This window comes from Congzhengia sp. (assembly GCF_037235575.1).
Classification (GTDB): Bacteria; Bacillota; Clostridia; order UBA1381; family UBA9506; genus Congzhengia; species Congzhengia minquanensis.
In genome coordinates this window covers 25,817-48,819 of sequence record NZ_JAXUNN010000007.1, presented here as the reverse complement: position 1 = coordinate 48,819, position 23,003 = coordinate 25,817, and the positions used below count along the sequence as shown (strand labels likewise).

Annotated in this window: 20 protein-coding genes; 10 read left to right on the top strand and 10 right to left on the bottom strand. The window is 43.6% G+C overall.

What is annotated here, in order from left to right:
• The first annotated feature begins 1 nt into the window (after nucleotide 1).
• The 8 genes from WIG73_RS01030 to WIG73_RS00995 all read left to right on the top strand — a co-directional run bounded on the left by WIG73_RS01030 (nucleotide 2) and on the right by WIG73_RS00995 (nucleotide 10,647).
• Entirely contained in the window at nucleotides 2–1,096 is a 1,095-nt protein-coding gene (locus WIG73_RS01030; RefSeq protein WP_249311680.1) for an ROK family transcriptional regulator, read from the top strand.
• Nucleotides 1,097–1,160: 64 nt separating this feature from the next.
• On the top strand, nucleotides 1,161–1,877 hold the full coding sequence (locus WIG73_RS01025; RefSeq protein WP_337398920.1) for a radical SAM protein: 717 nt from the start codon (nucleotides 1,161–1,163) through the stop codon (nucleotides 1,875–1,877).
• Nucleotides 1,878–1,892: 15 nt separating this feature from the next.
• On the top strand, nucleotides 1,893–4,217 hold the full coding sequence (locus tag WIG73_RS01020) for a pyruvate formate lyase family protein (protein ID WP_337398919.1): 2,325 nt from the start codon (nucleotides 1,893–1,895) through the stop codon (nucleotides 4,215–4,217).
• A 13-nt stretch (nucleotides 4,218–4,230) separates the two neighbouring features.
• Entirely contained in the window at nucleotides 4,231–5,526 is a 1,296-nt protein-coding gene (locus WIG73_RS01015) for an FGGY family carbohydrate kinase (RefSeq protein WP_337398917.1), read from the top strand.
• Nucleotide 5,527: 1 nt separating this feature from the next.
• On the top strand, nucleotides 5,528–6,547 hold the full coding sequence (locus tag WIG73_RS01010; RefSeq protein ID WP_337398915.1) for a class I mannose-6-phosphate isomerase: 1,020 nt from the start codon (nucleotides 5,528–5,530) through the stop codon (nucleotides 6,545–6,547).
• A 25-nt stretch (nucleotides 6,548–6,572) separates the two neighbouring features.
• Nucleotides 6,573–7,115: a YgjV family protein gene (locus WIG73_RS01005; RefSeq protein ID WP_337398914.1), complete on the top strand. Its 543-nt coding sequence runs from the start codon at nucleotides 6,573–6,575 to the stop codon at nucleotides 7,113–7,115.
• Nucleotides 7,112–8,377, top strand: a complete 1,266-nt coding sequence (locus WIG73_RS01000; protein ID WP_337398913.1) for an SGNH/GDSL hydrolase family protein — start codon at nucleotides 7,112–7,114, stop codon at nucleotides 8,375–8,377. Before WIG73_RS01005 ends, WIG73_RS01000 begins: the two co-directional genes overlap by 4 nt.
• 2 nt (nucleotides 8,378–8,379) lie before the next feature.
• Complete coding sequence (locus WIG73_RS00995) at nucleotides 8,380–10,647, top strand: glycoside hydrolase family 2 TIM barrel-domain containing protein (RefSeq protein WP_337398912.1); 2,268 nt, start codon at nucleotides 8,380–8,382, stop codon at nucleotides 10,645–10,647.
• On the opposite strand, the gene WIG73_RS00990 is transcribed toward WIG73_RS00995, so the two are convergent.
• From WIG73_RS00990 to potA, 6 genes are read right to left on the bottom strand one after another with little or no spacing between them, the layout of a single operon-like run.
• A complete protein-coding gene (locus WIG73_RS00990; protein ID WP_337398911.1) occupies nucleotides 10,644–11,510 on the bottom strand; it encodes an EamA family transporter in 867 nt (288 codons plus the stop codon). The genes WIG73_RS00995 and WIG73_RS00990 overlap by 4 nt on opposite strands.
• 20 nt (nucleotides 11,511–11,530) lie before the next feature.
• Nucleotides 11,531–12,472 (bottom strand): tRNA dihydrouridine synthase DusB, encoded by a 942-nt coding sequence (gene dusB, locus WIG73_RS00985; protein WP_337398910.1) that lies wholly within the window; start codon nucleotides 12,470–12,472, stop codon nucleotides 11,531–11,533.
• Between the two features lie 2 nt (nucleotides 12,473–12,474).
• Nucleotides 12,475–13,509: a spermidine/putrescine ABC transporter substrate-binding protein gene (locus tag WIG73_RS00980; protein ID WP_337398909.1), complete on the bottom strand. Its 1,035-nt coding sequence runs from the start codon at nucleotides 13,507–13,509 to the stop codon at nucleotides 12,475–12,477.
• A 31-nt stretch (nucleotides 13,510–13,540) separates the two neighbouring features.
• On the bottom strand, nucleotides 13,541–14,314 hold the full coding sequence (locus WIG73_RS00975; RefSeq protein ID WP_177679681.1) for an ABC transporter permease subunit: 774 nt from the start codon (nucleotides 14,312–14,314) through the stop codon (nucleotides 13,541–13,543).
• Nucleotides 14,311–15,150, bottom strand: a complete 840-nt coding sequence (locus tag WIG73_RS00970; protein WP_337398908.1) for an ABC transporter permease — start codon at nucleotides 15,148–15,150, stop codon at nucleotides 14,311–14,313. Before WIG73_RS00970 ends, WIG73_RS00975 begins: the two co-directional genes overlap by 4 nt.
• On the bottom strand, nucleotides 15,147–16,190 hold the full coding sequence (gene potA, locus WIG73_RS00965; protein ID WP_337398907.1) for a spermidine/putrescine ABC transporter ATP-binding protein: 1,044 nt from the start codon (nucleotides 16,188–16,190) through the stop codon (nucleotides 15,147–15,149). The genes WIG73_RS00970 and potA overlap by 4 nt, the downstream gene beginning before the upstream one ends.
• Before the next feature lie 418 nt (nucleotides 16,191–16,608).
• Between potA and upp the strand changes: the two genes are divergently transcribed.
• Both upp and WIG73_RS00955 read left to right on the top strand, forming a co-directional pair.
• Nucleotides 16,609–17,238, top strand: coding sequence for a uracil phosphoribosyltransferase (upp, locus tag WIG73_RS00960; protein ID WP_177677981.1), 630 nt, complete (start codon nucleotides 16,609–16,611; stop codon nucleotides 17,236–17,238).
• A 17-nt stretch (nucleotides 17,239–17,255) separates the two neighbouring features.
• Nucleotides 17,256–17,693 carry a GatB/YqeY domain-containing protein gene (locus tag WIG73_RS00955; RefSeq protein WP_337398905.1) on the top strand — a complete coding sequence of 146 codons (438 nt, stop codon included), beginning with the start codon at nucleotides 17,256–17,258 and terminating at the stop codon, nucleotides 17,691–17,693.
• Between the two features lie 45 nt (nucleotides 17,694–17,738).
• Here the strand turns inward: WIG73_RS00955 and ftsH are convergent, their stop codons facing one another.
• The 4 genes from ftsH to dnaB form a co-directional block, all read right to left on the bottom strand.
• Nucleotides 17,739–19,646: an ATP-dependent zinc metalloprotease FtsH gene (gene ftsH / locus WIG73_RS00950; protein WP_249311665.1), complete on the bottom strand. Its 1,908-nt coding sequence runs from the start codon at nucleotides 19,644–19,646 to the stop codon at nucleotides 17,739–17,741.
• A gap of 90 nt (nucleotides 19,647–19,736) precedes the next feature.
• Complete coding sequence (gene hpt / locus WIG73_RS00945) at nucleotides 19,737–20,279, bottom strand: hypoxanthine phosphoribosyltransferase (RefSeq protein WP_337398904.1); 543 nt, start codon at nucleotides 20,277–20,279, stop codon at nucleotides 19,737–19,739.
• The gene (gene tilS, locus WIG73_RS00940) at nucleotides 20,272–21,633 is read right to left on the bottom strand and encodes a tRNA lysidine(34) synthetase TilS (protein ID WP_337398903.1); all 1,362 of its coding nucleotides are present in this window, start codon (nucleotides 21,631–21,633) and stop codon (nucleotides 20,272–20,274) included. The genes hpt and tilS overlap by 8 nt, the downstream gene beginning before the upstream one ends.
• A 21-nt stretch (nucleotides 21,634–21,654) precedes the next feature.
• Nucleotides 21,655–22,998, bottom strand: coding sequence for a replicative DNA helicase (gene dnaB, locus WIG73_RS00935; RefSeq protein ID WP_337398902.1), 1,344 nt, complete (start codon nucleotides 22,996–22,998; stop codon nucleotides 21,655–21,657).
• Between the last annotated feature and the right edge of the window lie 5 nt (nucleotides 22,999–23,003).

The following is a 23,003-nucleotide window of genomic DNA, read 5'->3' as shown; positions in this document are numbered from 1 at the left end:
CATGAAAGCGACCAATGCGGCGGTAATGAAAGAAAAAAACAAAAAGCTGGTTTTGGACTTAATTCGCGAACGGAATTTGTCCAGAGCAGAATTGTCGCAGCAAACGGGCTTAACCAAGCCCGCGCTTTCCACCATTGTGGACGAACTGCTAAAAGAAAACATTGTTTTAGAAGTGCCGCAAATTACAAACGAGGTGGGCCGGCGCCCAAAGAAGCTTTATTTAAACCGGGAATATTTATATTTTGCGGGCGTAAATATTACAAGAAACCATTTTGAGGCGGGCATCATCAATTTTTACGGCGAGGTTTTAGTTCAGAAAAGAGAAAAAATGAAAGAAAGCCTAACGGCAAACGAAGTTATAGAACAGGTATGCAGTATGATAGCCCGGGAAATTTCAGAGCTGTCAATTCCCAAAAAAAAGCTGTTTGCAATCGGCGTTACCACCCCAGGGCCGGTTGATCGAAACAATACCACAGTTTTAGCTGCGCCGAACTTTAACCAGTGGCACTTTGTAAACATTGGTGCGCAGATAAAGCACCATTTTCACGTTCCTGTTTATTTAGAAAATGTTTCTAACGCATGGGCGGTTTGTGAAAAATATTTTGGAACGGCAAAAGAGGTTCCCAATTTTATGGTGGTGAAGATTGACGAGGGCATTGGCTCCGGCATTATATTGGGCGGCAGTCTGTATGAGGGATTAAACGAGCTTGGGCACACAACCATAAATTATAACGGAATTCTCTGTGAATGCGGCAATAGGGGGTGCCTAGAAACCTATGCATCAATCCGTTCTATTTTAAAAAATACCCCCTACCAAACCTGGACGGAGGCGGTTGATGCAGAAGACACTGTCCTCATCGAAAAGGAAGCAGAATATTTAGTTCCTGCGCTGGTGAATGTCAGCAATTTGTTTTCTCTTGACATTATTGTGCTGGCTTCAGACATCGCTTACAAGTCCGAACAGTTGTTATCTATTTTAAATGCCCGTGTCCGTGAAAAGAGCCTGAACCAAAAGGTAAGCATCGTGAAAACAAAAATAACGTCTTCCATCCAGAGTGCCGCTGTGATTGCGCTGGACAAATTTTTTCATTTATGATTGACAAATGGAAAAAGATGTGCTACTATCAAATTAATAAGACCAATTAACTAATTTTAAGGGGATGGTTTTTATAAAAATTTTTCAAAAGGGGTTTAACTATTCCCAGGACGGACCGGGAAACCGGCTTGTGTACCATATGCAGGGCTGTAATTTTCGGTGCAAGTGGTGCTCCAACCCGGAAAGCATGGAAAACGTTTGTAAAACCACTGTGAATTACAGTCCGGAGGAAATTGCTGACGAGGCGAAGCGGTGCAAAATGATGTTTTTCGACGGCGGTGGTGTAACCTTTACAGGCGGAGAGCCAACCGTGCAGTTTGAAGAGCTTTTCAACACGCTGCGCATTTTAAAGGAAAACGAGATTCACACCGCAATTGAAACCAACGGTTCCTGCGGCAGACTGACAGAGCTGCTACAGTTTGTAGATTTTTTGATGATAGATGTAAAGCATGTTGATATGGAGCAGCACAAGCAATGGACGGGGGCAGACAACTTGCAAACGCTGAACAACATTGCGGAAATAACAAAAATGGGGCGGCAGGTGCTCATTAGAATTCCGCTCATTCATGGCTTTAACAGTGGAGCGCATAAAGAATTTGCTTCTTTTTTTAAAAATCTAGACACACAAAACGCAGCTTTTGAACTGCTGCCATATCATGAATATGGCAAGGATAAATGGGAGCGTCCCTATGAAATTGAAAACGGATTTGTTTCCAAGCAGGAAATAGACAATTTTAAAGAGGAATTTTATAAAAACGGATTGAAACTGGTTATAACTTAAGGAGGGTTATTTGTTATGCTGCAAAATCTTTATGAAAAAAATGAAATTACAGACAAAGCGAAAAAGCTGTTTGCCTATGAACGCAGCAAAAAACGGCTGGACGGCTGGTTTATCGCCCAGGAAATTGCGTGCGGGGTTGACAAACAGTTTACAGGAGTTCCAGAGGAACTGAAAAAGGCTTATATTTTGCAGGAAATTGCAAAAAAAATTCCACTGGAGCTAAACGAGAACTGTATTTTTGCGGGAACGCAGGACGATGGTTTTGCCAGGAGCTATGCGCTGATTAACCCTTCTTTTAAGGTAGAGGAGTTCAGCGGATATTGCGACCCCACGGCAGTATTTAGTGACATTGAGCCGAATGACGAATTTTCAAAAGACAGAATTGAAGCGGTGAGGAAACAATATGAAAACACCCCATATGTGCAGGAGCTGGGAAAGGTTTATAAATCTGCAGAGAATTACACCAAAGAGGTGGCGTTTTTCGTTGAACAGGTAACGGGCCACTTGATTCCCGATTTTCGGTTTGCGCTAAAACATGGGTTGAACGAGATGATTCAAACGCTCAGCCAAAGGAACGGAACCGGATATCAGGCAATGGCGGAATCTTTAAAAACCGTCTTGATTTTGGCGCAGAGGTATCGTATAATTGTAAAAGAACAAATGAAAACGGCAGACATACATAGGAAAAATCAGCTTGCACACATAGCGGATACGTTAAAAAAAGTGCCGGAAAACGGTGCGGAAAACTTGTATGAGGCAATTCAGTTTTTCATTTTGCTTTGGCAGGTTATGTGCTTAGAGCAAACGCCCAATCCTTTTGCTTTTTCCGTTGGCAATGCAGACCGGATTTTTGGCGAATTCCGAGGCGGCATGGACAGAGAAGAAATGTCGGAGCTTTTCCGCCACTTTTTGGTGTTCTTTAATGTTGCCGACAGAAGCTGGGCCATTTCGCAAAATATCATTATCAGCGGAAAAGACATTTGCGGAAACGATTTGACCAATGAGACCACCTATGCGCTTTTAGATGCATATTACGACATGAATTTGCCGCAGCCCATTTTGTCGGTAAAGCTGCATAAGAACACGCCGGATAAGCTGTACCGCGAGCTGGGCAGATTTTTCTTTTCTCCAGGCGTTCTGACGCCGTCGCTGTTTAACGACGATGCCCTGTTCGAGGTGCTTAAGGCAAGCGGGGTTGAAGACAGCGACTTACCCGACATTGCGATTGCCGGCTGCCAGGAACCCCTTATCATGGGAAAAGACAACGGCAACACCACAAACAGCTGGCTGAACCTGCCAAAAATTTTAGAACTGACGTTAAATGGCGGTATATCTATTTTAACGGGTGAAAAAATAGCAGAGCTTAGCCCCTGTGATTTGCGAAGTGTAAGAGAGCTATTTTATAAAAACGTGGAATTTTTTGCAGAAAAAATGGTGGAAGCTGCAAACGGTGCGTCGCAAGCACTGTCAAATTTAAGAGTGCCGTTTTTATCCTGCTTTATGGGCGGGTTTGATAGTGGAATTGACCTGCGGGATACAAAGCAGCAGGGTACAAAATATAACGGCAGCGGGTGCTTAATTCACGGATTAACTGTTGTGGCAGACTGCTTTATTGCAATTGATAGCTTATTAAAAGAACGGCCTGACGAGGCGGAAAACCTAATTCCAGCTTTAAAGAACAATTTCGAGGGATATCAATCGCTACACAAATTTTTGCTTTCCTGCCATAAATTTGGAAACAATTTAGAAGATGTTGATGATGAAGCGGCGGAGATTGCAGAGCGGATTGCGGACATTGTGTCATCGAAAAAGAACTATTTGGGCAACCCCTTCCGGCCGGACTTCAGCAGCCCGTCTACCCATCTTTTATACGGATATTGGGTTTCGGCAACGCCCGACGGAAGAAAGGCAAGGGAAATGCTGGGCTATGGCGTAGATCCGCTGTATGGGGAAGCCGGCAACGGGCTGGGCTTTCGTATGCTTTCTAACATGAAGCTGCCCTTTGAAAAAATGAACGGCGGATATGCTTCCCATTTGGGAATTGACCCGAAATATTTTAAAGCGGATACCATGGAAGAAAAGGGAATGGAGTTTAAAAACAAGATTATAAATCCGCTGTTTTTTAACGAGCTGAATGAAGGGGCGGCACCGTTTTATCTCTATGTGAACGTAACAACGCCGGAAACCTTGCGGAAGGTTTTGGAAAATCCGAAAAAGTATGCCCCCAGCGGCGTTTATATCATGCGTATTCACGGCACGTTTGTAAACTTTTTGGATTTGTCCCCGGCCATTCAGCAGGATATTATAAAGCGTTTGGACTTAAAGTCAACAGCAATTTAAGGGGGGGAGCAGCTTGAAAGCAATTGGACTGGACATTGGAACCACCAGCATTTGCGGAATTTTGGCAGACATACACAGCGGCACCGTGGAAAAATCAATCACCCTCCCCAACGACAGCGGATTGTCAAGTCCCAATGTTTGGGAAAAAATACAATCTCCGCTGAGGATTTTGGAAACAGTTCACATCATTCTTTCAAAGCTGATGTGCGATGGTGTAGTGAGCATTGGTGTGACGGGACAAATGCACGGAATTTTGTATGTGGATGCGGAGGGAAACGCCGCGAGTCCCCTTTACACATGGCAGGACGGCCGGGGTGATTTGGCGTTTCAAAACACAACCTATGCCAGATTTTTAAACAGCGCAACTGGCTACGGGTTGGTAACAGACTTTTACAATGAAAAAAACGGCCTGATTCCTGAAACGGCGGAAAAATTCTGCACCATTCACGATTTTGTTGTGATGAAGCTTTGCGGCAACAAAGCGCCGGTTATTCATGTTTCGGACGCCGCAAGTTTTGGATTATATGATTTAAAAAACAATGCTTTTACAATTGTAAATGATAGGATTCCGGAAGTTGTTCATGGCGTTCAAACTGTTGGTTACTACAAAAATATTCCTGTTACCGTGGCAATTGGGGACAATCAGGCCAGCTTTATCGGCTCAGTGAAAGATCAAAATGCAGTTTTGGTTAATGTGGGAACAGGCAGCCAAATCTCCGTTCTGTCTGATGAAATTTACAGCGTAAGGGGCCTTGAAACCCGCCCGCTTTATGATGATAAATATATCTTAGTTGGATCGGCGCTTTGCGGCGGCAGGTCTTTTGCCGCTTTGGAATGCTTTTTCAGGGAGGTTGTCTTCCTTGCCACAAAAGAAAAATGCGCATCGCTCTATGGGCCGATGTTAGATGCAATTGATAATCTGAAAGAAACTGGACTCATATTTGACAACCGCTTTTGCGGAACCAGGGAAATGCCGGATTTAAGGGGGAGCATTCAAAATATATCCCTTGAAAACTTCACGCCGGAAAACTTTATTTTTGGCAGTTTATACGCCATATCTGATGAGCTTTTTCAAATGTATCAAAAAACAGGAAAAACGTGCGGTGCCCTTGTAGGCTCGGGGAATGGCATTCGGAAGAACAAAAAGCTTAGGCAGATGTTTGAAGCGGCATTTTCGTGCAAAATGAATATACCGAACCAGCAGGAGGAAGCTTCCTTTGGTGCAATGCTGTTTTCTCTGGCGGGCGCCAAGGTTTATGAAAGCATTGAGGAAGCGCAGAAAATCATTCAATATGAGGAGACGAGATAACATGTTTTATGACAAACCAATATTTTTTGAGCAAAACAGGGTGTACAGGGTATATACCGGCGGTAAATTGTTTGCCGGCTTTTTTGGCGACAGCTCTGAAGACAGTTTTTATCCTGAGGAATGGGTTGCATCTCCGGTGAAAGCAATGAACAAAAATAGCAGCGGCCCAAAAGAAGGCGTTTCCAAACTGCTGGGGGAAGACCTCTATTTTGACGATGCGCTGAAAACCTATAAGCAGGAAATGCTTGGCAGCCGAAACGATTTGGGCTTTTTAGTGAAGGTGTTAGACAGCGGTATCAGGCTTCCTGTTCAGGCGCACCCAACCAAAGAATTTTCAAGAAAATATTTTCACTCAGAATATGGCAAAGCAGAAAGTTGGGTGATTTTAGGTCTCAGAGAAAACGCCAAGCTTTATTTTGGATTTCAAGACGGTGTTACCATTGAGGAATTTAAAGCGGCCGTTGAAAGATCTGAATATGACAAAGAGGCAATGGTTGGCCTGATTAGAGAAGTTAATGTAGAAAAAGGAGACGTTTTATTTATTCCGGCAGGCGCTGTTCATGCCATTGGCTACGGCTGCCTGATTTTAGAGGTGCAGGAGCCTACCGATTTTACCATTCAGCCCGAACGCTGGTGCGGCGACGTGAAACTTTCTGACTATGAAATGTATTTAGGAATTGACAAGGAAACTGCCTTTACATGCTTTGATTTTGAACATAAGGTGCAAGGCAAGGTGAAAGCGCAGATTATTGAAAAAACGGAACAATTTCAATATGAATCTTTAATTGGGAAACAGCAGACAGATTGTTTCCGGGTAAACAGAATCAATGCAAGCGGAACCATTTCGTTAAAAGAACCTGCGTCGGTGTATGTTGTAACAGACGGAAACGGCGTTTTGTCCGGACAGGACTATGAAAGAAACCTGAAAAAGGGCGATTATTTCTTCCTGCCCTATAACGCCGCAGGTAAGTTCAGCCTTTCTGGAAATCCGTCCATTGAAGTAATTGAGTGTTGTAAATGAACAAATTGAAAAGGAGCGAGCCTAAGTGAATTATTTACCGCATATTTTAGGTTATATCGGCGTACTGTGCCTGGTGCTTTCCTTTCAGGTGAACGACAAGAAAAACATTATGCTTATGCAGGCAATTGGCCGTGCGTTTTTTATCGGCCAGTATGTGTTGCTGGCGGCCTTTGAGGGTGCAGCACAAACCGCGGCATGTATGTTATGCGCCATTGTATTTATGAACCGGGACTGTTTGGAACCCAAAAACCGCAAATGGCTGGTTTTGATTAACCTGCTTGCAGTGGTTTTTGGCGTTATTTGGTGGAAAAACTGGCTTGGCCTGTTTGCAATGGTGGGAGCCATTTTGCAAAATGTGGCGTTTGCAATGAAAAAGCCAAAAGTTGTGCGGATATTAACGGCAATTAGTATTCCGTTTTGGTTTACTTATAATTTTTCGAGCCGGTCCTATGCCAGCATGACAAGCGACTGCCTGACCTTTATTTCGGTAATGACCGGCATTGTGCGGTTTGACATTTTAAAACGGCCGGAGAAACCGAATAATCAAAAAGAGGGGATAGAAGCATGAATAAAGATATAAAAATCATACTGCCGCCAAAACTCTACATTTGTTCCAGCCGGGAAAACCAGACCATTCAGACGGACAGGGAAGAATTTAACATTTTTTATGCCAACATCATTCAGCCGTATTCAGAGGATTTTGACGTTTTCGTAAACTGCGAATATGGAGAAAACCTGGGACATTGCTGGCGCATTGATCAGTTACTGGACAGCGGAACGGTTTTTCCGCTGGAAATTAAGGTATATGACGCATATGGCGCATGTCTGGCGGAAAAGAAAACCATGGTTGAAGCTGTGGCGAAACAGCGCTGTGGTGAAGCTTTTCGCGTGCTTGCCGTCGGCGACTCTATGACGAGAAGTGCAAAATATCTTGCGCACTTGGCCACAAAGCTGTATGGCATTGAATTTGTGGGTTCGCGGTCGTTTGATAAAACAATTTATCACGAAGGCCGCGGCGGGTGGAGCTTTGAAAACTATTTTCACGGAACGCGGGAAAAAGGCAGTGTTACCTCGCCGTTTTTGTTTCCCAAGGGTGTTTCTGGTAAGGAATATTTCGGCGATTTAGGATACCACAGGGACATTGCAGATGCACTTCACGACCCTTACCAGTTCGACGGATTTAAAATGGAGCTTCCGAAAGACGGGCAAATTGTTATGGACAAAAATGAAGCATTTCGGTTTGAACACGGGAAAATGACGCAGCTTGAGAAAAATGTTTTGTGGGAGTTTTCTTTTTCAAAATATATAGAACGACAAGGTCTCACAGACTTAAACGCGGTGACGATTTTGATGGGAGCAAACGATTTGCAGATTTGTCCCTATGAGGAGTCGGATAAACGCATTACAAAGTTTATAGACAATATGGAGCGGTTTGTTCAGTCGGTAAGGGAATACAGCGCAGCGCTTCCAATTGTAATCAATTTGCCGGTTTTGGGTGCGGAGCAGCACGCTTGGGGAAAACAACTGGGCTGCAGGGGTACACAGAAAATGTATCGTTTTAACATTCTGCGGGCAAATCAAATGCTGATTGAAGCTTATGGAAACCGGGAAAATGAATTTATCTTTTTAAGTCCCATGTTTTTAAATCTAGACCCGGAATATGGATTTCCCAAAGAGGGGTACCGGGCGAACAAATATGCAGAAGATGTTGTTGCGCACCAGTCTAACTGGGTGCATCCAAACGAGCAGGGATATTGCCAGATGGGGGACGTGCTTGGCGGTGTGCTGGAAAAAATAAGGGGATTAAGCAGCACAAAAGGAGGAGAATGAGAATGGATCATTGGAAGGTTGCTTATGCAGAGCACAATGCTTGCAAAAACTTGGACTTTTTTACTATTGAACAAATAGAAAACGCAGGGCTTCGCATAATTCCAGCCAGCGTGCCGGGAGAGCTGCAGCTTGATATGATGCGGCAGGGCATTATTGATGATTTGTTTTATTCGGACAATGCATTGACAGCACAGAGACTGGAAAACTTGCATGCATGGTATTATACCCGATTTGACACAAAAAAGGACATGCACCTTAAATTTTATGGGATAGACACCGTTGCGGATATTTATTTAAATGGGAAAATGGTTAAGTCTGTTTCCAACATGTTTTTAGAATATGAAATTTTTGAACCGCTGAAAGAAAAGGACAATGAGCTGATTGTTCACATTAAACCGGTATGCATTGAGGCCAGAAAGTTCGAATTGCCGGCTTCGTGCATCTCACTTGCGGCTTACAACTATCCGGCCTTTTATATGCGCAAGGCTGCGCACTCCTATGGCTGGGACATTATGCCGCGGATTGTGACCAGCGGAATTTGGAAACCGGTGGAGCTGGTGAAAACAAAGAAGAACCAAATTAAAAATGTCTTTTTATCTACAAGTTTAATCGACGGAACAGATGCCGCGCTGACTTTTTGTATCACTACTGAGGTTGAAGGTGATTTTATACAAGATTATTCTGTGCGTGTCACCGGCGTTTGCGAAGACAGCAGGTTTGAAGTAGAAAAGACATTGTATCACACCGACTACCGTTTTGAACTTTTTGTGGAAAACTGCAAACTGTGGTTTCCAAGATTTAAGGGAAAACCTAACCTCTATCGTGTGAAGGCAGAGCTTTTATTCAGAGGGGAGCCGGTAGATTCCTATGAATTTAGAAGTGGAATCAGAACGGTAAGGTTAGAAAGAACAGACGTTGCAGGAATTAACGGCGAGTTTTGCTTTTATATTAACGGCGTGAAAACATTTATTACCGGCACGAACTGGGTTCCGCTGGATGCTTTTCATTCACGGGACGAACAGCGGATGGAAAAAGCGCTAAAACTTCTATATGAGTCCGGCTGCAACATGGTTCGCTGCTGGGGCGGCAATGTGTATGAGCGTCGGGAATTGTTTGATTTTTGTGATGAAAACGGTATAATGGTTTGGCAGGATTTTGCAATGGGCTGCGCAATTTATCCTTTTGACACTACATTTGCGCAAAAAATGCTGGAAGAAGCAGAATTTATCATTAAGCGCTACAGAAACCATCCATCCTTAGTGCTTTGGGCGGGAGACAATGAATGTGACATGGCAATTGCAGAGTGGTCCAATGTAAAACTGAATCCGGACACAAATTGGATTACACGAAAGGTGTTAAAGCACGCCTTGGCACTTCACGATTGGTCACGGCCTTACCTTCCGTCATCACCATATATTTCAGGAACGGCTTTTAAACTTGGGAAAAGACCTTCTGAAGAGCATTTGTGGGGCCCGCGGGACTATTTTAAAAGCAACTATTATAGAAATTCAGAATGTCATTTTGCCAGTGAAACAGGCTATCATGGCTGCAATTCGCCGCAGTCAATGGAAAAGTTTTTGAAAAAGACTTGGCCATTTTTTGACGACAGCGGTGCAGTGCGGAAAGAATTACTTGTTCACGCCACCGCAATGGAAACGGTAGAAGACGCTCCGTACACTTACCGCATACGGCTGATGTATGACCAGGTGAAAACAATGTTTTTAAAGGAGCCTGAAAACTTAAACGACTTTGCAAAAATGAGTCAAATTTCTCAGGCAGAGGCAGACAAGTTTTTAATTGAGCATTTTCGAATTCAAAAATGGAGAAAAACCGGGCTGATTTGGTGGAATTTAATTGACGGCTGGCCGCAATTTTCCGACGCGGTTGTGGATTATTATTTTGAAAAAAAGCTTGCGTTCCACTTTATTAAGCGGGCTCAAAATCCTGTTTTGCTTATGTTTGACGAGCCGGACGGAGCCAATCTTCCGCTTTACGCGGCAAACGACTATTTAGATGATAAAGAAGTATCCTTCCGCATTACAAATATTACGGAAGGTCAATTGGTTTTAGAAGGAAGGGTAAATGTCCGTGCCAATTCAACACAGAAGGTCACAGACATTTTATGGAAGGACCAGTTATTTTATCTGATAGAATTTACTGTTGACGGAAAAACGTATAAAAATCACTATTATACGGGCCTTTTAAATATTTCGTTTGAGAATTATCTGCGGGATTTAAAGAAAAGTGGATTAGACGATTTTACGTTTTAAAACAGCATGGCAAGTGTTCCTAAGGTGATGCACAAAAGTCCAATTCCCGATTTAACCGTTAGTTTTTCACCAAAAACAATTCTGGAAAAAGCTACGGTGATTAAAATGCTGAGCTTGTCGATCGGAACAACCACACTGGCAAGCCCGTCGTGCAGGGCCTTGTAATAGCAGAGCCACGAGGCTCCGGTGGCCAGGCCGGAAAGGCAGATGAACAGAAGCTCGCCCTTTGGAATGTTTTTTACCTGGCTGTGTTTTCCGGTTGCGAAAACCACAATCCAGGACATGATAAGGACCACCACAGTCCGAATAGCCGTTCCCAGGTTCGACTCCACGTTTTCAATTCCGATTTTGACTAAAATAGCTGTCAGGCTGGCAAACAGGGCGGAAAGAAATGCATAAACAAGCCATGCTTTTCCCTCTGGGGGTTCCCCGTTTGCTGCTTTGGTATTTTTTTGAATCATAAGGTAAGTGCCGGCGCCGATTGCTACCGCGCCGGTTATTTTCATTGTGTCGGCCTTTTCGCCTAAAATAATAAACGCTAGAATAATGGTCAGAACGGTGCTGGATTTATCAATAGGAACGACCTTGTTCACATCCCCAATTTGCAGGGCGCGGAAATAACAGAGCCAGGAGGCGCCTGTGGCAACTCCGGACAAGATTAAGAAGGTCAGCGACTTTGCGCTGATGGAAGACAATGTTCCCTGCGAACCCACCACAAACACCATAATCCAGGCAAACAGCAAAACAACAATTGTCCGAATTGCCGTGGCAACGTTTGAGTCTGTTTGTTTAATGCCGCATTTTGCCAGGATTGACGTAATACCGGCAAATAAAGCAGAACCAAAGGCATATAAAATCCACATGGAACCTGTCTCCTTTCTTTTTATTTCATTTCATTTACCAAATCGAAAAGTTCTTCATAGGTCTTGGCTGAAAAAGCCTGCACCTTTAACTTGGCCGAATGGGGAAGCCCTTTTACATACCATGCAAAGTGCTTTCGCATTTCCGGAACACCTATACGCTCAGGTTTTGTTTCTCGCATCAATTCAATATGGCGCTGCATTGCGCGTTGCCTTTCAAACAAGGTTGGTTCGGAGTATGTTTCTCCTGCCAGCGTTTTTTTTATGCACTGAAAAATAAACGGGTTGCCCAAAGCGCCCCGTCCTACCATAATGCTATCGCAGCCGGTTTTGTCAAGCATGTTTTTCGCACTTGCTCCGTCTATGATGTCGCCATTGCCGATTACGGGAATGGAAACCGCCTCTTTTACTCGTTTTATAATTTCTAAATCCGCAGTCCCGCTGTAAAACTGTTCTTTCGTACGCCCATGTATGGCAATGGCCGAAATGCCGGTACACTCCATCACTTTTGCAAAGGAAACGGCGTTTCGGCTGTCCGTGTCCCAGCCTGCGCGGAATTTTACGCTGACAGGAACAGAAACAGCCTGAACGACTGTTTCTGCAATTTTTCCTGCTAATATTTCATTTTTCATCAGCGCGCATCCGTCGCCGTTTTTCACAATTTTCGGAGCAGGGCAGCCCATGTTAATATCAAGATAAGAAACGCCCATGCCCTCCAGTGTTTTTGCGCTTTCGGCCATAATTTCAGGGTCGTTTCCAAATAACTGCACAATCAGCGGCGCTTCGGTTTGGTTTGTCTTTAAAAGCGCGGCGGTTTTTTTGTCCTTATAATGAAGGCCTCGGGAACTGATCATTTCAGAAACCACCAAATCCGCTCCGTATTCTTTGCAAATGGTGCGAAACGCCAAATCCGTAACGCCGGCCATGGGCGCTAACATTACTTTGTTTTTATAAAACTCATTCATTTTTAGTGCGATGCTGTAATTTCGTTCCAGATTTCGAGATATTTCTGATTGATGTTGCCTTCGCTTTGCAGCATTTCGCTTCTTTCTAAAACATCGTTGTCCGGGTAAAGGCCTTTGTTGTTTTTCACTTCGTCCGGAAGCTGGTCGCGGCCTTGTGTGTTCGTAATGCCATAGCAGGTTTCCTGCGCGTTTCTTGCCGCAATGTCAGGCCGCTGCATAAAGTTGATAAACGCCTCTGCGCCGTCTTTGTTCTCAGCAGATTTCGGAACAACCATTGCGTCAACGCAATAAATTGTGCCGTTGTTAGGAATGGCATATTTTAAAGAGTCCTTTTCCTCCATGGCCTTTCCTGCTTCGCCGGAATACACCAGGCCAAGATAGCCCTCGCCGGAAATAATTTTGTCTTTCACTTCGTCTGTTACATAACCCAAAATTAAGGGGCGCTGTTTTAACAGTTCTTCTTTCGCCTGGGCAAGCTCGCTGTCGTTTTCAGTGTTCACAGAATAGCCTAACTTTTTCAGCGTCATACCCATGGTGTCGCGCACGCTGTCTAACATGAATATCTTGCCGGAATACTTTTCGTTCCACATGATGGACATGTCGTCAACCTCATCCGTCACCTTGTCGCCGTCGTAGAGAATCCCCACGGTTGACCACATGTAGGGAACGGAATACTGGTCATTTTCGTCGTAATACGGCGATTTAAAGGTTTCATCAATATACTGGTAGTTGGGAATGTTGTCAAAATTCAAAGGCTGAATTAAATCCTCTTTTACCAGCTTGTCTATCATATAGTCAGAGGGAACCAGCACATCATAGGAGGTTGTTTTTATTTTCGTATACATATCCTCATTAGAAGCAAACTCGCTGTAAACCACTTTATATCCCGTTTCTTTTTCAAATTCCTCAATTACGCCCTCGGCAATGTATTCTGCAGCATTATAAACCTTCACAACCTTCTTGGGGTCGCCGCCGCAGCCGCTGAAAACCGCTGAACAAAGTGTAACCGCTAAAACCAATGCAATAATTTTTTTCATCTTAAAACCTCTTTCTTTCAATATTGTTATATTATGCTTTTGCAGCATTTTTATTAGTTCTGGCATTAATAATAATTAAAAGCACTAAAATCACCGCAAACATTAGCGCCGAAAGTGCGTTAATTGATGGGCTTACGCCTTTTTTTGCCGCGTTATAAATTAATATGGACAAGTTTTCCACACCCGGACCTGTGGTAAAATAGCTGACGATAAAATCGTCGATAGACAGTGTAAATGCCATAAGCAGGCCATTTATCACACCGGGCATAATTTCCGGCAGGGTGACTTTTACAGTTGCTAAGGCCGGCGTTGCGCCCAAATCAAGGGCTGCTTCATAGGTGCCTGCGTTCACCTGTTTTAGCTTTGGCATGACCGACAAAATGACATATGGAATACAAAAGGACATGTGTGCCAAAATCAGCGTAAACCGCCCGGTTGGCAGCTTGCCAATGTAAAACAGAAGCATTAACGAAATGCCTGTTACAATGTCCGGATTTAAAACGGGCAGCATGGTTACATTCATCACCGTGCTTTTCTGCCACTTCTTCAGTCCGTCAATTCCAATTGCCGCCGCTGTTCCAATGATGGTGGAAAGAATTGAGGCGATCACCGCAACAAAAATTGTGTTATAGAGGGCATCCATAATTTGTCTGTTATGAAACAGCTCAATATACCATTTCAGCGAAAAACCAGTCCAAACACGGTATTTCGACTCGTTAAAGGAGTAAATCATTAAAATGATGATGGGTGCATAAAGAAATATGAAAACCAGGTACAGATAAAGCTTTGACAGTCTGTCTTTCATAGCATCATCCCCCCCTGACTTTCCTTTTCAGAATCCGGCATGAAGAGTAAGCTCACCAAAATCATCAACATTAAAATCAGCGACATGGTAGAACCAAAATTCCAGTCTCCGCCCACGCCAAACTGCTTTTCAATCACGTTGCCCAACAGGTTTACATTGTTGCCGCTTAAAATGCTCGAAATGGCAAAGGTAGTAATGGCGGGAACAAACACCATGGTAATTCCTGAGGATATGCCGGGAATGCTTAATGGAAAAATAACCTTTCGAAACACGTTCACTTTTCCTGCGCCTAAATCCTCTGCGGCCTCAATGATGGAGTAATCCATTTTTGACACTACCGAATGAATGGGCAAAATCATAAACGGAAGAAAATTATACACCATACCAAAAATCACAGCGCCCTTGCCGTACAAAAACTGAATATAGCCGTCTTGTTCAATTACGCCGATGAACCGAAGAAACTGGTTAATGAGCCCTTCATTTTCCAACAGCGTCAGCCAGGAATATGTTCTGAGCAATAAATTCATCCACATGGGAATTACGATTAACAGCATCATCACACTTTTATGTTTTAAGTTTTTTGAGGTTAAAATCAGCGCAGCGGGGTAGCCGATAATCAGACAGATGAACGTGCTGATTGCGGCGTATAGAACCGACCGTCCTAACACACCCAGGTACACAGGCGTAAAAAACCGTTTAAAGTTGGCAAAGGAAATGTTAAGCGTTCCGTCAGGCCCCTGAACCGTAATGCCATAAACAAGCACGACGATTAAAGGAACAACGATAAAAATCAGCGCCCAAACGATGTATGGATAGCTATACCAACGTCTGTTCATTCTTCTGCCACCTTCCTCATGATATGAATATCATTGGGATAAAGGTCTAAAAACACCGTGCTGCCTTCAGGCTCCATGGCTGTGGAGTGCACAATCCAGTCAAAATTTTCAGCGCGGATATGCATTTCGTAGTGAACGCCCTTAAACACCACAGACTGGACAGTTCCTTTTATCCTGCCGTTTTCCTTATCAAATTTAATGTCTTCCGGGCGGATTACCACGTCTACCAGTTCATTTTCGTCAAATCCACTGTCTAGGCAAACGAAGTCCTGACCGGCAAACTGCACCAAAAGGTCTTTTTTCATAATGCCGTCTATAATGTTGCTTTCCCCAATAAAACCGGCGACAAATGCATTTTTTGGCTCGTTGTAAATATCCACAGGCGTACCCTTTTGCTGAATTTGGCCGTCGTTCATCACGATAATTTCATCCGACATGGTAAGCGCTTCCTCCTGGTCGTGGGTAACATAAATAAACGTAATGCCCAGCTTGGTCTGAATTTTTTTCAGCTCTAACTGCATTTCCTGCCGGAGCTTTAAGTCAAGCGCGCCTAAAGGCTCGTCCAAAAGCAATACCTCAGGCTCGTTTACCAGTGCTCGGGCAATGGCAATGCGCTGCTGCTGCCCGCCGGAAAGGGACGAAATATTTCTGTTTTCAAAGCCCTTTAAGTTTACAAGCTTTAAAACGTCGCTGACCTTTTCTTTTATAATTTTTTTATCTACTTTTTTTATAGACAAGCCAAAAGCCACATTGTCAAACACGTTCATATGCGGAAAAAGAGCATATTTTTGAAAAACAGTGTTCAGCCGCCTTTTATAAGGGGGAAGACTGGTAATGTCTTCTCCGTCAAACAAAATCCGGCCGCTGTCCGGCAATTCAAAACCGCCGATTAAGCGCAGGGTAGTGGTTTTACCGCACCCACTGGGGCCTAATATTGTGACGAACTCGTGCCGCGCAATTTCAACACTAAAATTTTCAAGAATATCCTCTTCACCAAAGCTTTTAGAAATATTTTCAAGTTTAATAATAGCGTTGGACATTTATCACCCTCCCATACTGTTAAAAAAATGCCGGACGCACATCGTTCTTATGCGTCCGACACCCCACATTTTAAAGCTATACGATAACCGTATATTAAAAAATGAAATATTTAATTCTAAACGTATTATAGCATAAAGTTCCAGAAAAAGAAACACTTTTTTTAAATTTAGTCAATATAAATAAAAATGTCTGGTATAATGTTGGGAAAATTATTACTTATGTCAATGACTTTGCTTAAATACTGCCGAATTTCAGGAGAAAACCATAAAAAAATATATTTTTGTCGTATTCTTATGGACAAATTGCCGGAATTTTGGTATAATAAATACAATATGTAATTTTTAGTTGAGGCACGATACTTGCCCGCGGTAAGTGCCAAAATCTAATTTTTGCGGACAGAAAGGTATTGATACAGTCATGAACGAAAGAGTGCATGAAATGACGCATCCCCTTATCCTGCATAAGATTTCCATGATAAGGGACGAAAAGACCACGGTAAAAGATTTTCGGGAATTGGTGTATGAAATATCCCTGCTGATGGGGTACGAGTCCACCAGAGACCTTGATATGATTGAGCAAACAGTGAAAACACCAATTGCGGAAACTACCGGAAAGTTTATTGCAAAGCAGGTTGCTCTTGTGCCAATCCTCCGGGCGGGTTTAGGAATGGTGGACGCGCTTATGAGCATTATTCCTGCGGCAAAGGTGGGGCATGTCGGCCTTTACCGCGACCATGAAACATTAGAGCCAAAAGAATATTACTGCAAGCTGCCGCCTGACATTGATAAACGACAGGTCATTGTGTTAGACCCTATGCTTGCCACCGGGGGCAGTTCTATTGCTGCGATTGATTTTATCAAGCAGCGCGGCGCGAAACGGATTAAGCTCATGTGCATTATTGGCGCGCCCGAAGGGGTAGAGGCGGTGATGAACGCACATCCGGACATTGAGCTTTTTGTAGGTACAATTGATGAAAAGCTGAACGAAAAAGGTTACATCGTTCCGGGATTGGGCGACGCAGGTGACAGGCTGTTTGGAACAATTTAAAGATAGGAGATCGGTTTATGAATATTGAGGTTTTAAGAAAAGACATGGTTGCAGCAATGAAAGCAAAAGACAAGGCAACCAAAGATGCAATTTCCTCACTGATTGCTGCGGTAAAAAAAGTTGCAATTGACGAAGGCGTGAGAGATGACATTCCAGAAGAACTGGTAGACAGGGTTATTTTAAAAGAGTTAAAATCCATTAAAGAGCAAATCGATACCTGCCCGCCGGAGCGCGATGAACTTAAGGCCGAATATACGGCGTCATATGCAGTGGTTGAAAAATATGCGCCGAAGCAGCTTAGTGAAGATGAAATTAAAGAAATCATTAGCACAAAATTTGCAGATGTTTTGGCTGGAAAAAACAAGGGCCTCATTATGAAGGCCGTTATGGCGGAACTAAAGGGTAAAGCAGACGGTAAAGTTATCAGCGCAGTTGTTGCAGAACTGTGCAAATAAAACAAATAAAAACACAGCCGGCTAATTTGCCGGCTGTGTTTTTATTTAAGCATTTTCAGGTTCAAAATCCGAATCTGGTTCTATCGTCTTCGTTTCTTCCGTTTCGTCGTTTGTCGTTTCATCCATATGAAACAGCTGAACAAATTCATCGCCGTTAATTTTTTCCTTTTCAAACAGAGCGCCTGCAACGTTGTGCAGCTTTGCCATGTTTTCTGTTAAAATATCGGTACAGCGTTTATAAGAATCTTCGATAATTCTGCGAACCTCGCCGTCAATTTCAGCCGCAACCTCTTCGCTGTAGTCTCTGGAGTGGGAGTAACTCATTCCTAAGAAAACTTCATCATTGTCCGAACGGAACGAAATTGGGCCAAGCCGTTCACTCATGCCATATTTTGTAACCATATCACGGGCAATTTTACTTGCACGCTCAATGTCGTTGGAAGCGCCTGTTGAAATATCGTCTAAAACAAGCTTCTCCGCAACGCGGCCGCCTAAGAGGCTTACAATATTGTCCAGCATATCTTCTTTAGAAACATAGTTTTTATCTTCTTTCGGCAGAGACAGCGTATATCCGCCGGCGCGTCCTCGCTGGATAATGGAAACCTCGTGAACCGGGTCGCAGTGGGGCAGAACATGGTGGATAATTGCATGGCCGGCCTCGTGATAGGAGACGAGCTTCTTTTCTTTGTCTGAAACCACCTTCGAGCGCTTTTCAGGCCCTGCAATTACTTTAATCACAGAGTCTTCAATATCTTTCATATTTATTTTCTTCTGACCTTTTTTTGCTGCCAGCAGAGCAGCTTCGTTCATCAGGTTTTCAAGGTCAGCACCGGTAAAGCCGGAGGTGGTTTTCGCCAAAACAGATAAGTCCACATCGCTGGCCAAAGGTTTTGCGCGGGAATGAACTTTTAAAATTTCTTCCCTTCCCTTAGCGTCCGGTGTGTTAACTACTACCTGACGGTCGAATCTGCCGGGACGAAGCAGGGCGGGGTCTAAAATATCCGGCCTGTTGGTCGCCGCAATTATGATAATGCCTTCATTTGCGCCAAATCCGTCCATCTCAACCAAAAGCTGGTTTAAGGTCTGTTCGCGTTCGTCGTGCCCGCCGCCGAGACCGGCACCTCTGTGACGACCAACAGCATCAATCTCATCAATAAAAATAATACTGGGCGAATTCTTCTTTGCCTGTTCAAACAAATCGCGGACGCGGGACGCGCCAACACCCACAAACATTTCAACAAAATCGGAACCGCTGATGCTGAAGAACGGCACCTTTGCTTCACCGGCAACTGCTTTTGCAAGCAACGTTTTACCGGTTCCGGGAGGGCCGACAAGCAAAATTCCTTTCGGAATGCGTGCGCCAAGTTCTATAAATTTAGAGGAATCCCGCAGAAAATCTACAATTTCCTCAAGTTCTTCTTTTTCTTCATCTGCACCGGCAACGTCTTTAAAAGTCACATGGGTTTCGCTGCCTTGGGTCATTTTAGCGGTACTCTTGCCAAAGGACATTGCCTTGCCGCCGCCCTGAGCCTGCCGCATAAAGAAGAACCAAAAGGCAATAAAAATGCCCACAGTGAGCAGGGTAGGTAAAAACGACACCCACCAGGGGAATTCTTCCGGTGCGGGAGTGTCGAGCTTTAAGCTTCCGCTATCTAACTGTTTCTGTATTTCCTCCCCGGCGTTTTCATACAAAATTCCAATAGAAGGAATGCTGGCAATCCGCTTGTTGGAGTCGCCCACGGGGTTTTGTTCTTTTAATGCAATGGTTACCTTTCTGTCCTCGATTACCATTTCTGTAATCTGTTCAGATTTAATATAGTTTAATAAATCAGAGTATAGAATTTGTTTGATACCGGGACGGTAATTTAAAACACTGAAAATCAGCAGAACAATAGCGAGCAGAACCACATAGAACCAAATTCCACTGAAATTTCGTTTGTTATATTTTTTCAAAAATTTTCACTCCTAAAAACCATAAATTCATCTTAGTCTATCATATTATCTTATAAAATACAATCACTAATTCAAAATATTCATTTAATGTTAACGATTTTCATAGACCTCAGACTTTAAAATTCCTATGTATGGCAGTTCGCGGTAACGCTCTGCATAATCAAGCCCATAGCCCACAACAAACTCGTCGGGAATGGTAAAGCCTGTAAAATCGGCTTTAATATCTCGCTCCCGGCGGGAGGGCTTATCTAACAAACAGCACAGCTTTAGGCTTTTGGGGTTTTGCTTAGACAGGTGAGCAAACAGGTTAAAAAGCGTGTTGCCCGAGTCTAAAATATCTTCCACAACCAAAACATTTTTACCCTCAACCGAGGTACTTAAATCTTTAGTAATTTTCAGTGTGCCGGAAGACTTGGTGCTGCTGCCATAGCTTGAGGCGCATATAAAATCAAACATAACTGGGAAACTGACGCATCTTGCCAGGTCGACAAAAAAAGGCAGGCTCCCTTTTAAAACCCCGACGAACAACACTTCCTCGCCTTCATAAACTGCATCGAGTTCCTTTGCCATTTCAGTAATTTTGACTTTAATATCCTCTGCACTGAAATATATTTTGCTTATGTCTTTATTCATGATTTTTCTCCTTAAGATAACTAATTTTTATATACGCATCGCCTGGTACAGCGCGATAGGCGGGATTGTCACGAATTCCGCAAACCCAGACGATTTCGTCACCCAAAAGCAGTATTGGAATTTCATCCCTTAAAAACGAGGGAACTTTTTCGTCAATCAACAGTTTTTTTATAGTTTTATGGCCAAACCCCAGCGAAATGCTATCGCCGGGCAGGCGGTTTCTAACTGTAAAGCATATGTCTTTACACATGGATTTCTTGATATAAATAACATTTTTCTCGTGCGCAAAATCTCCGGAGCCTTCTGAAAACATAAGCTTGTTTCCGGTTTCAGATATGATAATTTTCTCTAAACCTTTGCTTTCATAATAAAACTGCATTTTTGCATTTGCTGTAACAAAATAGAGCCGGTCATACAGTTTGTAAACAGTGAGAAGTGCGCTTACACTTAGCGAGGTGCAATTTCCCAAAACTACGTTTTCATATACGAGCCGTACCGTTTTGCCAGATGCCTCTACTTTTGTCTGTTCCGATATCGCTGTCCGAATCAGGCATTTTACCACATAGCTGTCTTCCTGCAAAAGCGCAGGCAAATTAAAATAAATGCCGTAGCTTTGCCTGTTTGCAAGCTTTAAAAAAGCACTGTCAGCCTGTTTTTTTAAAAAATGGCTGGCCTCGCGGTAAAGTAAAATGTTTTCACTAAGAGTTTCCACAAAATTTTTGTTATAGTTTCTTATAACATCCGGAAGAAAGTGATGCCGGATACGGTTTCTTAAATAATCGTCAGAAAGATTAGAACTGTCGGTAATATAGGAAATGCTGTTTTCTTTTAAATATGTTTCAATATCCTGCCGAGAAGTGTTTAAAAGTGGCCTAATAACAGAAAAATTGTTTTTTATTGGAATTCCTGCAAGACCGTCAATCCCCGTTCCGCGCAAAAAACGCATGCAAACCGTTTCTGCATTGTCGTTTTTATTGTGGGCAGTTGCAATTTTGTCAATGGAATATTTTGTTTTTAAACGCAGAAAAAAATCGTATCTTGCCTTCCGGCCCGCCTCTTCGCAGGTCATTTTATTACAATTTGCCATGTGTGCTACGTCAACACGTTCGCAGTAAAAGGGAATGTTAAGCCGTGCACACAAGCTGCGCACAAATTCTTCATCTCTGTTCGCCTCGCTGCCACGGAGCATATGGTTTAAATGGGCAACCGACAGGGTAAGATTCAATTCATCTTTCAGCGTACACAAAACATGCAGCAGACAAACAGAATCTGCACCGCCTGAAACCGCCACCAGAACAGAGTCTTTGGGGGAGAGCAGACCGTTTCGTAATATTGTATTTTTTATGCAATTCATAAACTCATTTTTCATATGTTTTTAATGCTGGTTGTCAAGGTTCATAAATTTCGTATATTGACCAGCCCAGACCATTTTAATATTTCCCGTTGAACCGTTACGGTGTTTTGCGATGATACATTCCGCAATATTTTTTTGTTCCGTGTCGGGGTTATAAATTTCGTCCCGGTATAAAAACAAAACAATATCTGCGTCCTGCTCAATGGCGCCAGACTCACGAAGGTCGCTCAGCCTTGGTCTATGGTCGTCTTTGCGCTGATCCGGCGCACGGGAAAGCTGGGAAAGGGTTACAATTGGCACATTTAGTTCCTTTGCCAATATCTTTAAGGAACGGGACATATCGGAAACTTCCTGCTGCCTGCTTTCCGACCGGGAGCCGGACATGAGCTGCAAATAGTCAATCACAATCAGTCCTAAGCCCTTTTCCGCCTTTAACCTGCGGCACCTTGCACGGATATCCGATACGGTGATGTTTGTGGAGTCGCTGATGTAAATCGGCGCGTTTCCTAAAGTGTTTAACGACACCGCAATTTTTTCCCAGTCGTCGTCTTCCAGTTCACCACTGCGCAAATGGTTGCTGTCAATGAGCATTTCGGAACTGATTAGCCTTGAAACCAGCTGAACACCGGACATTTCCAAACTGAAAATAGCCACAGGAACATTTCCCCGAATAGCTGCGTGGGACGCGACATTTAAAGCAAAGCTGGTTTTTCCCATTCCAGGCCGGGCGGCAATTAAAATAAGGTCAGACTTCTGCAGCCCATGAAGTTCTTTGTCCAGCCCCTCAAAGCCTGTTGGAGCGCCGGTGAGCTTACCCTTGTTTTGATACATATCCGTAAGGTTGTCGTGTGTCTGCAGAAGCAAATCGCGAATGTGAACCATGCCGCGCTGGCTGTTATCTTCCAGCGCATCGAAAATCAGTTTGCCAGCGTTATCCGCCACTTCCTGGGAGGAGCCGCCTGCGTTGTAACTTTTGTCAATAATGTCGTTTGCGGTATGTATTAATTTTCGTCTTAAGGATTTTTCGCACACAATATCTATATGCTGAACGATGTTTGCTGTTGTCGGCAGTGTTGTGGCAAGATAGGAAATATATTGAATTCCGCCTACCGCTTCCAACACACCGCCTGCGGTGAGCTCCTCAGAAACCGTTACCAAATCGATTGGGGTATTGCGGTTAAACAACGCCTGCATTGCGGCAAATATTTTTTTGTTGGCTTCAATGTAAAAATCGTCTGCACTCAAACGCTCAAAAGCAGCAGTTACGCAGTCGCGGTCAATCAACATGGAGCCGAGCACAGACTGTTCCGCTTCTTTGTTGTGCGGCAGGGGAGTTTGTATGAAATTATCGTTTTGCACATCCATTTGCG

Excerpts from the sequence above, each read along its gene's own strand:
- WIG73_RS01030 (WP_249311680.1), top strand. The coding sequence starts at position 2 with ATGAAAGCGACCAATGCGGCGGTAATGAAAGAAAAAAACAAAAAGCTG.
- WIG73_RS01025 (WP_337398920.1), top strand. The coding sequence starts at position 1,161 with ATGGTTTTTATAAAAATTTTTCAAAAGGGGTTTAACTATTCCCAGGAC.
- WIG73_RS01020 (WP_337398919.1), top strand. The coding sequence starts at position 1,893 with ATGCTGCAAAATCTTTATGAAAAAAATGAAATTACAGACAAAGCGAAA.
- WIG73_RS01010 (WP_337398915.1), top strand. The coding sequence starts at position 5,528 with ATGTTTTATGACAAACCAATATTTTTTGAGCAAAACAGGGTGTACAGG.
- WIG73_RS01000 (WP_337398913.1), top strand. The coding sequence starts at position 7,112 with ATGAATAAAGATATAAAAATCATACTGCCGCCAAAACTCTACATTTGT.
- WIG73_RS00995 (WP_337398912.1), top strand. The coding sequence starts at position 8,380 with ATGGATCATTGGAAGGTTGCTTATGCAGAGCACAATGCTTGCAAAAAC.
- WIG73_RS00990 (WP_337398911.1), bottom strand. The coding sequence starts at position 11,510 with ATGTGGATTTTATATGCCTTTGGTTCTGCTTTATTTGCCGGTATTACG.
- dusB (WP_337398910.1), bottom strand. The coding sequence starts at position 12,472 with ATGAATGAGTTTTATAAAAACAAAGTAATGTTAGCGCCCATGGCCGGC.
- WIG73_RS00980 (WP_337398909.1), bottom strand. The coding sequence starts at position 13,509 with ATGAAAAAAATTATTGCATTGGTTTTAGCGGTTACACTTTGTTCAGCG.
- WIG73_RS00975 (WP_177679681.1), bottom strand. The coding sequence starts at position 14,314 with ATGAAAGACAGACTGTCAAAGCTTTATCTGTACCTGGTTTTCATATTT.
- WIG73_RS00970 (WP_337398908.1), bottom strand. The coding sequence starts at position 15,150 with ATGAACAGACGTTGGTATAGCTATCCATACATCGTTTGGGCGCTGATT.
- potA (WP_337398907.1), bottom strand. The coding sequence starts at position 16,190 with ATGTCCAACGCTATTATTAAACTTGAAAATATTTCTAAAAGCTTTGGT.
- upp (WP_177677981.1), top strand. The coding sequence starts at position 16,609 with ATGAACGAAAGAGTGCATGAAATGACGCATCCCCTTATCCTGCATAAG.
- WIG73_RS00955 (WP_337398905.1), top strand. The coding sequence starts at position 17,256 with ATGAATATTGAGGTTTTAAGAAAAGACATGGTTGCAGCAATGAAAGCA.
- hpt (WP_337398904.1), bottom strand. The coding sequence starts at position 20,279 with ATGAATAAAGACATAAGCAAAATATATTTCAGTGCAGAGGATATTAAA.
- tilS (WP_337398903.1), bottom strand. The coding sequence starts at position 21,633 with ATGAATTGCATAAAAAATACAATATTACGAAACGGTCTGCTCTCCCCC.
- dnaB (WP_337398902.1), bottom strand. The coding sequence starts at position 22,998 with ATGGATGTGCAAAACGATAATTTCATACAAACTCCCCTGCCGCACAAC.